Below are 12,381 nucleotides of genomic sequence, written 5' to 3'. Positions count from 1 at the left end.
CGAGGCGGTCAGGGACATCGGGACGGGTCGCGGGGGTCCGCGCCGTCGAGGGCGAGGGGCCGGCCGAAGGCGCCGGGCAGCGTGCACACGGCCGCCGCGTACGTGGCGGCGTACCCGGCCGCGTCGGCGAGCGGGCGGCCCCGGTGGAGGGCGAGATGCAGGGCGGCGATGAAGGAGTCGCCGGCGCCGAGGGTGTCGGTGGCGCGGACGGGCACCACCGGCTGGCGGTGCGTGGTGCCCTCGTACGACAGGTACGCGCCCCGGGCGCCGCGCGTCACCACGGCCAGCTTCACGCCGAGACGGTGGGCGCGGGCCGTCAGCCCGGCGGCCTCCGCGTCGTCCGCGTCCGCGCGGGAGAGGACGGCGCTGCGCACGTAGGGCAGCAGTGGTCCGGCGTAACTCCAGGGCCGGTCCGAGAAGTCGAAGCTCACCGGGCAGGCGGCGGCCAGCCGTGGCAGTTGCTCCTCCATCCCGCTGCAGTCTCCGGTGTGCACCAGGTCGAAGCCGCGCAGCCAGCGCAGGTCGGCGTCGTCCGGGGTGAAGAGGGAGACCGTCTCGTCGCAGTCGCCGAAGGTGCGGTTGCCGTCGCGGTCGAGGTGGACGGTGGCGTAGGCGTTGGGCCCTTCGGCGATACGGGACCGTTCCGTCGCTACGCCTTCGGCCGCCAGCGCCGCCCGTACGTGCCGGCCGGCCGCGTCGCTGCCGGTGACGCCGAGATACGCGGCCTCGGCACCGCAACGGGCCGCGTGCACCGCGACATTGAGGGCATTGCCGCCCGGGTACATCAGCCCGCGGCAGGGGTAGCGATCGACGACGTTGTCGCCGAGTCCACAGATGCGCATACCGCTCTTTCCTCCAGTTGGCTCCGGTGGGGGCCGGTCCGGCGCGCCGAAGCGCACCGGACCGGGCGGCCGCAGCGGCGTGGGCTCAGTACTCGACCTGAAACATGTAGCGGCGCTTGTCGAGGTCGTGGCCGCGTACGGACTCGTAGTGCCGGGCCAGCCGGGTGCCGAAGACGTCCAGCGCGATGGGCGTGATGTCACCGCGTACCGCCTCCGGCACGCCGGGCAGCGAGAAGAGCCGGGAGTCGACGTAGTGGGCCTTGCGGGTGTACTTGTCGAGGAACGTCTTGGTGCGTTCGGCCATCGGGCGGGTGGCGTCCTCGCCGAGGAAGAGGATCACCGGCTGGTCCTCGGTGACGACCTCGAAGGCGCCGTGGAAGAACTCACCGGCGTGGTAGCTGCCGCCGTGCTTCCACTGCATCTCCATCAGGTAGCACATGGTGAAGCCGTAGCCCGCCCCGTAGTTGGGGCCGGCCGAGAGCACGTACGTCACCGGTTCGTCGGCGAGCGCGGTGGCGATGGAGTGGGCGAGCGCCTCGCCCTCCTCCTGGGCGGTGTAGAGGGCGTCGGGCAGCGCTTCGTACGCCGTGCGGACGGCCGCGTAGTCGCCTTCCACGCCCGTCCTCTCCAACAGCGCGTAAGCGAGCTGGCCGAAGAGGACGCCCTTGGGGGCGACGACGGTGTCCTCGCTGCGGTACGTGAAGGCGATGTCGGCGGCCAGCGCCAGGGGGCTGTCGGCGTCGCGGGTGAGCGCGGCGACCCTGGCCCCGGTGGAGCGGGCGTAGTGGGCGGCGGCGACGGTCTCCTTGGTGGTGCCGGTGTGCGAGGAGACCAGGACGAGGGAGCCCTCGCCGAGCAGCGCGGGCTTGCGCAGGTTGAACTCGTCGCTGTTCATGTGGAAGACGGGGAATCCGGCGCGGGTCTCCAGGAGGAAGTGCACCGGGTAAGAGGCGGTGAGCGAGCCTCCACAGCCGACCAGGAAGACATTGCGCAGACCGGCTGCGACGACCTCGTCCACGAAGGCGCGGGCCGTCCCGTGCTGGCTCAGGGCGAAGGCCACGGCCTCCTTGAAGTCCTCGGTGATGGGCTTGAGGGGCAGGGTTGCGGTGGTCACGCGGATCCTCTCCGAGCAGGTTGGGAACGTTCCCACATCGGGCCGGAAACGCCCCGTGACACAGAATTTGGGAACGTTCCCACGGGGAATGCTGGGAACCTTCCCACCGCTCTTCGCGGGGCGTCAATACCCGTGCACAGCCGATAGCCTGGCGAGGCCATGACGACGAACCGACGCAGCGGCCCGCACCGGCCCGCCACGATCCCCGACGTCGCCCGCGAGGCGGGCGTCTCCCGGTCCACCGCCTCCCGGGCCCTCGCCGACTACGGCTCCGTCAGCCCCGAGGCCCGCGAACGCGTACGGGCCGCCGCGCGGAAACTCGGCTACCGCCCCAACCAGCTCGCCCGGTCCATGATCACCGGCCGTACGCACACCCTGGGCGCGGTCGTCGCCGACATCCAGAACCCGTTCTTCGCGGGCGTCACCCGCGGCATCACCGACGCCGCCCGCGCCGCCGGCTACCAGATCCTGCTGGCCAACACCGACGAGGACCCGGCGGCCGAACGGGCCGCCGTGAAGACCCTGCGCGACCGGCACGTCGACGGCCTGATCGTCTCCCCCGCCTCCACCACGGACACCGCCCACCTCACGGCCGCGCACACCGGCGGCTGCCCCGTCGTCCTCCTCGACCGGCGCGTGCCCCACCTCGACCTGGACTCCGTCACCGTCGACAACCACGGCGCGGCGCAGGACGCGGTACGCCGCCTGCTCGCCGTGGGACACCGGCGCATCGCCCTGGTCAGCCTGGTCGGCAACGACGCCACCGACGACCCGGTGGATCCCGGCTCCACCGGCCTCGCGCGCATGGCGGGCTACCGCGCCGCCCTCCGGGAAGCAGGCATCGACGACGCCGCGGCCTACCTGCGCACCGGCGCCTTCCACGGCCAGGACCCGGCCCTCCTCGCCCGCGACCTGCTGGACTCCCCCGAACCGCCCACCGCCGTCTTCGCCACGGACAGCCTGGTCGCCCTGGGCGTGCTGTCCGCCGCACGCGAACTGAACCTGCGCGTCCCCGAGGACCTGTCCGTGATCACCTTCGACGACACCGACTGGGCCCGGGCCGTACGCCCCCGCATCAGCGTCGTCGCCCAGCCCGTCCAGGAACTGGGCGCCCAGGCCGTCCACGCCCTGATCGCCCGCGTCCAGGGCGGCGCGCACCCTCCCGAACACACCACACTGCCGACGGAGTTCATCGAGCGGGAGTCGGTCGCACCGGCGAGGAAGAGACCATGAAGCACGACATGTCCGGCACCCGGCCCCTGGCCGAGGCGGTCCACCTGCTGCGGGCGGAGCTGCAAGCCGTCGCAGGCCGGACGGCGCCGCTCGCCGCCACGACCGCGGCGCAAGCATGGCTCGCGTACACACGCTTCGCCCGGCAGCGCTTCGCCGTCCCGCAAGCCCCCGACGCCGACGGCCTGCTGTTCCAGTACGGGACGTACGCCACCGACGGCCCGCCCGCGTTCACCCTGGACCTGACCCGGCAGTTCGAGGTCGCGGACGATGACGGCGAGCACGATCACTACGTGCACGTGCACTGCGAACTTCGGTACGACCCCGTTCCCGAACTGCGCGCTCTTGAACACTTCGATACGTGGTTCTTCCACGACTCCGGCGACAATGTCGACCGATGGGCCGCCGAGGTGCGGGGCCGGGCGGTGTGGGAGGCCGTCCGCGACCGCGCACCCACCGGGGGCGCGGTCCATCAGGAGCAGGTGTGACCGCGCGACTCGTCCTGGTGGCGGGTGGCGTGCAGGGTGCCGAGCAGGTTGAGGGCCTGGGCGCTCGGGCTGCCCGGCTCGGCGTGGTAGATGACGAGTTGCTGGCCGGGGGCGTCGCGCACGTCGAAAGCCTGGTAGGTGAGGGCGAGGGGGCCGACGTCCGGGTGCAGGAGGTGCTTGGCGTCCCGGGTCTTGCCGCGTACGGCGTGGGCCGCCCAGAGGCGGGCGAAGTCCGGGCTGTGTCCGGTGAGGGTGCGGACGAGCTCGCGCAGCCGCGGGTGGTCCGGGTCGTGGCCGGTCGCCTGGCGCAGGTTGGCGACGGTGGCCTCGGCCGCCCGGTTCCAGTCCGCGTAGAAGCTCCGGCCCGCGGGGTCGGCGAAGACCATACGGGCCAGGTTGTCCGCCGGCCGGAACGGGGCGAAAAGGGCCTCGGCCAGGGCGTTGACGGCGAGGAGGTCCAGGGTCGGGCCGAGGACGAAGGCCGGGGTGTTCGGGTATCCGTCCATCAACTGGCGCAGGGCGGGGGTGACCTGCGGGGAGGGATACGGAGAAGGCCGGCCCGCCGGGGCGGCCCCGGCCAGCCCGTACAGGTGGGTCCGCGCGTCGGCTTCGAGGCGCAGTGCGCGGCTGAGGGCGTCCAGCACCTGCGGTGAGGGATTGCGCTCGCGTCCTTGTTCCAGGCGGGTGTAGTAGTCGGCGTTCATTCCGGACAGGACGGCGACCTCTTCGCGGCGCAGCCCGGCGACTCTGCGGGGCCCGTAACTCGCCATACCGACGTCCTCCGGCCGCAGGCCGGCGCGGCGTGCGCGCAGGAAATCTCCCAGGTGGTTGTCGTCCATGAGGGCAAGGTTAGGCGGGGGCCCGGTGTGCTGCCCGGGTGTGCCGCACCCAGGCAGCGGACGTCCTGGCCGGTGGCCGGTGGCCTGGCCGATGGCCTCTTCCCTGGCCGGTGGCCACTGTCCGGGCCGCACAGCGCCACGCCTCTGGTCCGCACCACCACGTCTCAGGCCTCCGCCTCCACCTCCGACGCCGTCGCGGACCGCTTCCGTTTGCCCACGCCCGAGGCGTCGGCCGCCGCCTGCAACGACCGGAGGGCCAGCAGGAGCACGCCGATGTCGTCGAGCAGGACCGGGTCCGGCAGCAGGTCGACCGGGGAGATCACGTAGAGCAGCGCTCCCCAGTACGCGAGTTTGTTCTCCAGCGGTACGCCCGCGTCGCGCAGCGCGTGGCGCGCGCGGACCACCTTGACCAGGAGCACGATCGCCGCGCCGACCATCGCCGCGAGCAGGACCGCCAGAATCACCACGATCGCCCACATCTCACCGCTCATCCCTGACGTCTTCCCTCCGTCGCGTGGGCAATGCCCGTCGGCACCGGCATTCTTCGTCCGGCGCCGCCGGCATCCGCTTCAACGAGCGGCGAAAGGAAACGATGCGTACGAAGCGACGTAGCGAAACGGTGTGCGCGAAAAGGTGCAGGGGAGGACGTACGGGACGGGCGGGGCGGGAGTTCCGCGCGGGCCGGCGCGATCACCCCAGGCGGTCAGTGCAGCAATTCCGCGTCCGGTTTCCGTTCCTCGCGCACGATTTTCCTGCTTTTCTCCGCCGGTGCGGCGGATGCACCGGTCGCTTTCCCTCGCGAGTGGAAGCGCATTTCCTCCACGCTTTTCTGCATGGACGTCCGGAGTTTGCGGCCCAGCGGCCGTTCCACGAAGCGGTGCACCAGCCAGGAAAGGGCCAGCATGAGGATGACGATCCCCGGCAGCAGGGCCAGCGCGGGAACACGGTCGCGCAGCAGGTCGATAAGGGTGAAACCCACGTACATGTGCAGGAGATAGAGCGGATACGTGAGCGATCCGGCCGTGGACAGCCAGCGCCACTGGAGGTTGTCGAACCAGCCGAGCGCGATGGCGGCCATCAGCGCGAACGCCGCCAGGACCGCCAGCCGTACCGGCCAGCCCTGTGCCAGTTCCGCCTTCGCACCGAGGTTCATCACCAGCCGGCCGTGCAGATAGTGCTGGGCCAGCAGGAAGGAGACCGCCACGATCGCCCACAGCAGGACGGTGGGCCGGAACCGGTGCATGAGATAGAAGGCGATGCCCGCGATGAAGTACGGGGAGTACGGCGCGATCGCCCACACCGAGAGCAGATCGCTGTTGGACTTCAGCGCCACCACCCCGGCCACGGTCCACAGGCCGCAGAAGAGCACACAACGGCGGTACGTGACCCCGCGGAAGACCACGACCGCGAACAGCAGATAGAACTTCAGCTCGATGAACAGCGTCCAGTACGCGTCGTCCACGTCGGGCACGCCGAGCCCCTGCTGGAGCATGGTGAGGTTCGTGAGCACCGTCTCCCAGTTGTCGGCGCTGCGGACGTTCGGCCACACCGTCAGGACCGCCGCCGTCAGCAGCACGGCGACCCAATAGGCCGGATAGAGGCGGGAGACGCGGGATGTCACGAAATCACCCAGGGACCGCCCCCACGCGCTCATACAGATGACGAACCCGCTGATCAGAAAGAAGACTTCGACACCCAGCCACCCGTACTCCGACAGGTGGTAGACGAGCGGGGAGAATGCCTGCGGATCATCGCCCCAGCCGTCGCGGAGGGTGATGTAGTGATACGCCAGGACCATCAGGGCGGCCAGCAGGCGCAGCCCGTCGAGGACACGCAGTCTGGGCCGCCGCACCTCTCCCTGCGGGCCGGGAGGGTGATGGGGCGCAGCGTAAAGCATCCGGGTCCTTAACGACGGTGCGGCGGCAACCTGTCCGAGTTTCACGGTAAACAGCGGAAAATGCGCGAACGGATCGCGGAGTTTAGCGTACGACACCTCACCTGCCTCATGTCCACAACGTCCGCGAACTTCCTGAACTTGGACCGCGGTGCAGGTCAACGGGGTATCACCGAGCTATCCCCGGGCGATACCGCCTGTCTTTGTGAGAAATGCATGAGAAAGCACGGCGGCAGCCAACCGTTCGGATGCGGAGGGTGTCGGGACCGGCGGCCCGGCCCCGGGGCGGCGCGGCCGGGAGCGGACCGGTGGGTGCCGCGGCGAGGGCGCGCGGACGGAACGCGCGCTCGGCGTGCGTCCCCGGCCCTCGCCCCCGCTCTCCCCCAAGGTCCCAGCCTCCCCTCCCGCCCCTCGCAGATTCGAACAACTTCCCACCGGTTACGGCGAAGTTGTTGCCAGCGGCCTCTGTTGCTCCAACAATGCGCACGTCAAAGCCGAAGGAACTTCGGCCACAGATTGTGAGAGGACCCCCACATGAGAAGCCCTCTCGTCGGTGCCCTGGCCACGGCCGTCCTGGGTACCGCCGCGCTCGTGGGCACCGCCGGAACCGCCGGTGCTGCCACACCCCAGGACGCCGCCGGGCACACGGCGGCGCCCTCGCTCCAGCGCACGGCGGACGCCACGCTCACCGGAGCCGATGCGGCGGCTCCCCGGGCGGTGTCCTTCGCCGGCACGGTGGCTCTGAGCAACTGCTCGGGGTCGATCGTCCGGATGCCCACCTCGGCCGACGACGACCCGGCCCTGGTCATGTCCAACGGCCACTGCCTGGAGACCGGGATGCCCGGCGCGGGCGAGGTCGTCGTCGACCGCCCCTCCAGCCGCAGTTTCACGGTGCTCAGCGCCTCGGCCGGCAACCTCGGCACGGTACGGGCCACCAAGATCGCGTACGGCACGATGACCGACACCGACGTCTCGGTCTACGAACTCTCCTCCACCTACGCGCAGATCAAGCAGCGCTTCGGCATCAAGGCGCTGGACATGGCCACCACGCACCCCGTGCAGGGTGCCGCCATCAGCGTCGTCTCCGGTTACTGGAAGAAGACCTACAACTGCAACGTGGACGGTTTCGCCTACCGGCTGAAGGAGGGTGGCTGGACCTGGAAGGACTCGGTCCGCTACACCGCCGCCTGCAAGGTCATCGGCGGCACCTCGGGGTCGCCGGTGGTCGACGTCGCCTCCGGCAAGGTGGCGGCCGTCAACAACACGCTCAACGAGAGCGGTCAGCGCTGCACGCTGAACAACCCGTGCGAGGTGGACGCCAACGGCCAGGTGAGCGTCCGCCGGGGCATCGGCTACGCCCAGGAGACGTACGAGATACCCAAGTGCTTCGGCACCGGCAACAAGCTCGACCTCGGGCGGCCGGGCTGCGTCCTGCCCAAGCCGTGACCCCGGGCCGGCGGGCGCCTCGCGTGCCCGCCGGTGCGGTCACCCGCCGGGTGGCCTGATCGCGTGACGCAGCCAGACCTCGCAGGCCAGGGTGTTGTCCAGGGCGCGCATCACGGCGGGCGGCAGATGCGGCCGGGCCAGCCCGGCGGCGAGGGCCGCCGTGTCCAGGAGCCCGGCGCGGGCCAGCCGCGACTCGTTGAACAGCTCGGCGAGGGCGGCACGGTTACGGCGCAGGGCGAAGTAGAAGTCGGCGGTGTACTCGCCCTTCGTGGTCCGCGCCAGCAGGTCGTCGGGGACGACGCCCCGCATGGCGGTGGCGAGGACCGGCTTGTAGCGGTCGGGGGCGCCGCGGTCGGTGACCCGTACGGACAGCGCGGCCTCGATCACGCTGTCGTCCAGGAAGGGCGCGGCGTGCGGCAGTCCCAGCCCGGTCGCGGCCTGGTCGACCTGCCGGAACGCGCGGCCGCACATCTGCACACCGGCCAGCGCGGCATGCTGGCCCCGCTGCGCCGCGAGCGCCTCGGGGGCGTCGGCGGCCGCTTCGCGCAGGACGGACCGCGCCGCGCTGACCGCTGCCGGGGTGGCCCAGGGCGGCATGGCCGCGAACGTCCCCCAGGCCGTGCCGGACGTGAAGCGCGCGGGAGGCGGCTTCGCCGGGTCCGGGACGAGGTGGTCCGCCCAGGCGGTCAGCCACCGGCTGAAGGTGCTGCGGTCCGCCAGGCCGCGCAGCAGCGGCAACAGGGGCTGGCGGTGGACCGCCCGCTGTCTGCGTATGCGGCCCGGTACGGTCCGCGGGTCGCTGCGCAGGGCGTCGTGCAGATACGGCGGAAGAGCGGCGAACAGTTCGTCCCCGCCGCCGCCCGACAGATGCAGCGCCGACCCGCGCGCGGTCATCAGCCCGGCGAGTGTGGTGAGTTTGGCGCTGTCCCGGACCCAGACACCGGGCTCGTCCCCGGCCCCGTCCAGGCTGTCCATGCCGCTGAACCACAGGGGTGCGCCGGCGCGGCCGGGGAGTACGTGCTCGGCGCCGGGGAGCCGGGCGGTCGCCCGGGCGGCCCAGGCGGCGTCGTCGTTCGCCGGGTCGACGCTCTCCCAGCGGAAGGTGACCAGGCGGGCCGGGCCGCGGGCGGCGAGGAAGCACAGGCTCGTGGAGTCCATCCCGCCGGAGAGGTCCGCGCTGACGGTCTTGCGTTCGGCGGTGCAGGAGTCCACCGCGGCGGCCAGTGCCCGCCGTACCGCGTCCGCCCCCTGGGCGAGCGGGAGTTCGGGGCCCGGCGGGGTCCACCAGCGCCGGGCCGTGGCCCGGCCGTCGGCTTCCAGCAGCAGGCTGTGGCCGTCGGGTACGGCGTGGACTCCGCGCCACAGACAGCCGCCGTCGGCGAGCGGATACGGAGGAGGTGACGCCAGCAGGCGGAGCGCCAACTGCCGTTCGTCCACGGGCGCGCCGCGTGCCGACGCCAGGATGTCGGCGCGGTTCGCCGCCACCGTCACACCGCCGACCCGGGCGTGGAAGACCCGGCGTACGGCTGAGGCGCTGCCGCGCACCCGGACCCGGCCGCCCGCGGAGAGCACCGCGTGGAAGCTTCCCGCGAGGCCGGTGAGCGCGCCCTCGGCGCCGGTCATGTCCCGGACCCGGCGCAGCCGGTCCGTGAGCGCGTCGGTGGTGACCGGGCAGCGCCCGATCACCACCATCCGCGCCGCCCCCACCGCGGCGGTCACCAGCTGACCGGCGGGCCAGCTGCCCACCAGCCACGGGCGGCCGGAGTGGTGGGAGACCACCTCGGTCGCGCCGGACCGCAGCACGCTCGCCGCGGCCAGCCCGTTCTCGCCGTCGGGGAGGACCGTGAACCACACGTCGCCGGTCAAGTCCGGTCAGCCCGTCGGCGGGATCTGCCAGTACCAGGGCGCATAGCCGCCCTCGAAGAACGTGCCGGTGCTCGACCCGAGCGTCAGCTCGGCGAAGGAGCCGAGCTCCTCCACCACGGGCGGCTCGTACACGATGTCCGCTTCCACAGCGCTCCCCTCTTCGCGCGGTGGCCCCGGCTTCCCGACCGCTTCGGGACCGCCGCGCCCTGCGCGCCCAGGGACTGCCCAACGCCGCACCGCCGTACGCCGGACGGCGGCCGTCTTCACCCGGCGGAGTGACGCAGCCGGGGACGCACGCGAAACGCGCGCGCCGGGTCCGGTGGCGCCCCCGCCGGAAGCGGGGCGCGGTGTGGCACCGTCGGACCATGAACGCGGCATCCGACATCCGGTCCCAGGCCACCACCCTCGCCCGCGACCTCGGCGGGCCGTGGCAGCCGGACGACGCCGACCGCAACCTGGCCCTGGCCCTGGTGCTCGCCCGTGACGACAACGGCGGGCGGCTCACCGCCCCCGTCATCACCCACATCCTGCTGAGCGCCTCCTGGGGCCTGAAGCCCATCGGCGCCATGTACCAGCTGCTGGCCTGTACCGCCGACTTCCTCGACGACCCCGCTCAGCGCGACTCCGACACCGGCCGGGAGGCCCTGGCCGACGTCGACCGCCTGCTCGACACGGTCGCCGCCCTCCCTCCGGACGGCGTCTGACCGGGCCCCGATCTCACCCCGCGCCGGGATCCACGACCTCGACGGCGGCGCCGGTGGCCCGCAGGGCCGCGAGTTCCGCCGCGGGGGTCGCGGTGTCGGTGACGACCGTTCCGTAGCGGGCGGCGGTGCCGTATGCGTACGTGGCCCGCTTGCCCGTCTTGGAACTGTCCACCACCAGCGCGGCCCGGCCGGCGGCCGCCAGCATGGCCTCCTTGACCTCGGCATACTCCCGCAACGGATGGAAGAGGCGCCCGTCGAGGACGGCGGTGGCGGACATCAGCGCCAGGTCGGCGTGGAGCCGGGCGAGGCCACGGGTGACCTCCGGTCCGGTACAGGAGTTGAACTCGCTCTGGTACCGGCCACCCAGCAGAGTGACGTCCACGCCGGGTGCCGCGCCCAGGCGCTGCGCCAGGCCGATGGAGTTGGTGATCACGGTGAGCCGCGCGGCCCGGCCCTGCCGGGCCAGCATTCCGGCCAGCGGGTAAAGGGTGGTGGAGTCGTCCATGAGCAGGGTGCTGCCGGGCGTGATGTGTTCGGCCACCGCCGCGCACAGCGCCGTCTTGACCGCCAGGCCGGCGGACTCCCGGAAGCGGGTGGCGGTCTCCATGGTCAGCGCGGGAAAGGCGACCGCCCGCCCCCGCTCCTTACGGAGCAGATGGCGCCCGGCGAGGTCGTCCAGGTCGCGGTGCATCGTCATCAGGCTGACGCCGAAGCGGTCGGCGAGCGCGTCGATGCGCAGGGCGCCGCGGTCGGCGACGTACCGCAGGACGGCCTGCCGCCGCTGCTCGACGGCGGCCTGCGACAGCCGTGCCTTGGCGGACATCCGGCGTTCCTTCCCTCCGCGCCCACGGCGGTCAGCTGGGCAGCGGACACACCACGGGCTTGATCGTCGTACGGTCACGGGCGGCCGCGGTGAGCGCCTGTTCCGCCTGCTCCAGGCCGTACCGGTGGGAGACCAGCCGGTCCAGCCGTACGTCGCCCGAGGCGGCCAGGGCGATGGCGGCGGGCCAGGTGTTGGCGTACCGGAAGGTGCCGGTGACCTCGATCTCGAAGTTTTGCACATGGGCGAGCGGCAGCGGCACGGTGTCCCCGCCCATCCCCACCAGCACCGCGCGGCCGGCCCGGCCGACGGTCCGGATGCCCTCGTCGGCGACGGCCGGGACACCGGAGCACTCCAGGAGCACGTCGGGGACGTACCCGGTGTCGGCGAGCCGGGCGGTCCGTACGTCGACGGTGCCGGTGGCACCCAACTCCCGCGCCAGTTCGAGGCGTTCGGGTGCGATGTCGGTGACGACGACCTCGGTGGCGCCGAAGGCGCGGGCGGTCTGGACGGCGACCAGGCCGATCGGCCCGGCGCCGGTGACCAGCACCCGCGAGCCGGTGCCGACCCGCCCCTTGCGCGCCGCCCACACGCCGACGGACAGCGGCTCCAGCAGGGCCGCGGTCTCGGCGGTCAGCGGGTCCGGCACGGGGTGGGCGAAGCGCTCGTCGATGACGACGTACTCGCACAGGGCGCCGTCGACCGGCGGTGTCGCGTAGAAGGACACCTCGGGGCACAGGTTGTAGCGGCCGTGGCGGCACTGTGTGCACGTACCGCACGGAATGCCGGGTTCGAGCGAGACCAGCTGTCCCGGCCGGCGCAGGGTGGCACCGGGGCCGAGGGCGACGACGGTGCCGCCCGGTTCGTGACCGAGCACCATCGGGGCGCGGACGACGAAGCCGCCGATCCGTCCGTGCTCGTAGTAGTGCACGTCGGAGCCGCAGATGCCGACGGCTTCGACGCGGACCAGCACCTGCCCCGGCCCGGGGACCGGCACGGGCCGCTCCTCGATCCGCAGGTCCTTCGGCGCGTGCAGTACGGCGGCGCGCATGGTCGCGGGCACGTGGGCGGGCAGCGGAGCGGGCATGGGCGGGTGTCCCTCGGGAGTCGGCGGGCGGCATCGCGCGGATGACGGCGG

Annotated in this window: 13 protein-coding genes; 4 read left to right on the top strand and 9 right to left on the bottom strand. The window is 72.4% G+C overall.

Features of this window, described 5'->3' with window-relative positions; all coding sequences use genetic code 11:
• Nucleotides 1-8: 8 nt before the first annotated feature.
• Both JXZ78_RS36015 and JXZ78_RS36010 read right to left on the bottom strand, forming a co-directional pair.
• Nucleotides 9-842, bottom strand: a complete 834-nt coding sequence (locus JXZ78_RS36015) for a PfkB family carbohydrate kinase (protein ID WP_030018672.1) — start codon at nucleotides 840-842, stop codon at nucleotides 9-11.
• Between the two features lie 85 nt (nucleotides 843-927).
• Entirely contained in the window at nucleotides 928-1,956 is a 1,029-nt protein-coding gene (locus JXZ78_RS36010) for an SIS domain-containing protein (RefSeq protein ID WP_030018673.1), read from the bottom strand.
• 159 nt (nucleotides 1,957-2,115) lie between these two features.
• Between JXZ78_RS36010 and JXZ78_RS36005 the strand changes: the two genes are divergently transcribed.
• Both JXZ78_RS36005 and JXZ78_RS36000 read left to right on the top strand, forming a co-directional pair.
• The gene (locus tag JXZ78_RS36005) at nucleotides 2,116-3,189 is read left to right on the top strand and encodes a LacI family DNA-binding transcriptional regulator (protein WP_030018674.1); all 1,074 of its coding nucleotides are present in this window, start codon (nucleotides 2,116-2,118) and stop codon (nucleotides 3,187-3,189) included.
• Nucleotides 3,186-3,674: a hypothetical protein gene (locus tag JXZ78_RS36000; protein WP_078624040.1), complete on the top strand. Its 489-nt coding sequence runs from the start codon at nucleotides 3,186-3,188 to the stop codon at nucleotides 3,672-3,674. The genes JXZ78_RS36005 and JXZ78_RS36000 overlap by 4 nt, the downstream gene beginning before the upstream one ends.
• Here JXZ78_RS36000 and JXZ78_RS35995 read toward each other — a convergent pair.
• The 3 genes from JXZ78_RS35995 to JXZ78_RS35985 form a co-directional block, all read right to left on the bottom strand.
• Entirely contained in the window at nucleotides 3,659-4,513 is an 855-nt protein-coding gene (locus JXZ78_RS35995; protein ID WP_030018676.1) for a helix-turn-helix transcriptional regulator, read from the bottom strand. The two genes, JXZ78_RS36000 and JXZ78_RS35995, sit on opposite strands and share 16 nt — an antisense overlap.
• A 164-nt stretch (nucleotides 4,514-4,677) precedes the next feature.
• Nucleotides 4,678-5,004, bottom strand: coding sequence for a YkvA family protein (locus JXZ78_RS35990; RefSeq protein ID WP_030018677.1), 327 nt, complete (start codon nucleotides 5,002-5,004; stop codon nucleotides 4,678-4,680).
• Between the two features lie 212 nt (nucleotides 5,005-5,216).
• A complete protein-coding gene (locus JXZ78_RS35985) occupies nucleotides 5,217-6,410 on the bottom strand; it encodes an acyltransferase family protein (RefSeq protein WP_030018678.1) in 1,194 nt (397 codons plus the stop codon).
• A 531-nt stretch (nucleotides 6,411-6,941) separates the two neighbouring features.
• Here JXZ78_RS35985 and JXZ78_RS35980 point away from each other — a divergent pair.
• A complete protein-coding gene (locus JXZ78_RS35980; protein WP_030018679.1) occupies nucleotides 6,942-7,853 on the top strand; it encodes a trypsin-like peptidase domain-containing protein in 912 nt (303 codons plus the stop codon).
• A gap of 39 nt (nucleotides 7,854-7,892) precedes the next feature.
• On the opposite strand, the gene JXZ78_RS35975 is transcribed toward JXZ78_RS35980, so the two are convergent.
• Nucleotides 7,893-9,719 carry an asparagine synthase-related protein gene (locus JXZ78_RS35975; RefSeq protein WP_030018680.1) on the bottom strand — a complete coding sequence of 609 codons (1,827 nt, stop codon included), beginning with the start codon at nucleotides 9,717-9,719 and terminating at the stop codon, nucleotides 7,893-7,895.
• A gap of 6 nt (nucleotides 9,720-9,725) precedes the next feature.
• Nucleotides 9,726-9,866 (bottom strand): lasso RiPP family leader peptide-containing protein, encoded by a 141-nt coding sequence (locus JXZ78_RS40910; RefSeq protein WP_157851489.1) that lies wholly within the window; start codon nucleotides 9,864-9,866, stop codon nucleotides 9,726-9,728.
• A gap of 218 nt (nucleotides 9,867-10,084) precedes the next feature.
• Between JXZ78_RS40910 and JXZ78_RS35965 the strand changes: the two genes are divergently transcribed.
• Nucleotides 10,085-10,423 carry a hypothetical protein gene (locus JXZ78_RS35965; protein ID WP_030018681.1) on the top strand — a complete coding sequence of 113 codons (339 nt, stop codon included), beginning with the start codon at nucleotides 10,085-10,087 and terminating at the stop codon, nucleotides 10,421-10,423.
• 13 nt (nucleotides 10,424-10,436) lie between these two features.
• On the opposite strand, the gene JXZ78_RS35960 is transcribed toward JXZ78_RS35965, so the two are convergent.
• On the bottom strand, nucleotides 10,437-11,246 hold the full coding sequence (locus JXZ78_RS35960) for a DeoR/GlpR family DNA-binding transcription regulator (RefSeq protein WP_030018682.1): 810 nt from the start codon (nucleotides 11,244-11,246) through the stop codon (nucleotides 10,437-10,439).
• A gap of 31 nt (nucleotides 11,247-11,277) precedes the next feature.
• Complete coding sequence (locus JXZ78_RS35955; RefSeq protein WP_030018683.1) at nucleotides 11,278-12,330, bottom strand: NAD(P)-dependent alcohol dehydrogenase; 1,053 nt, start codon at nucleotides 12,328-12,330, stop codon at nucleotides 11,278-11,280.
• Nucleotides 12,331-12,381 lie beyond the last annotated feature (51 nt).

The organism is Streptomyces monomycini, from assembly GCF_022271435.1.
GTDB lineage: Bacteria > Actinomycetota > Actinomycetes > Streptomycetales > Streptomycetaceae > Streptomyces > Streptomyces monomycini.
This window is presented reverse-complemented; position numbering and strand designations above follow the sequence as displayed.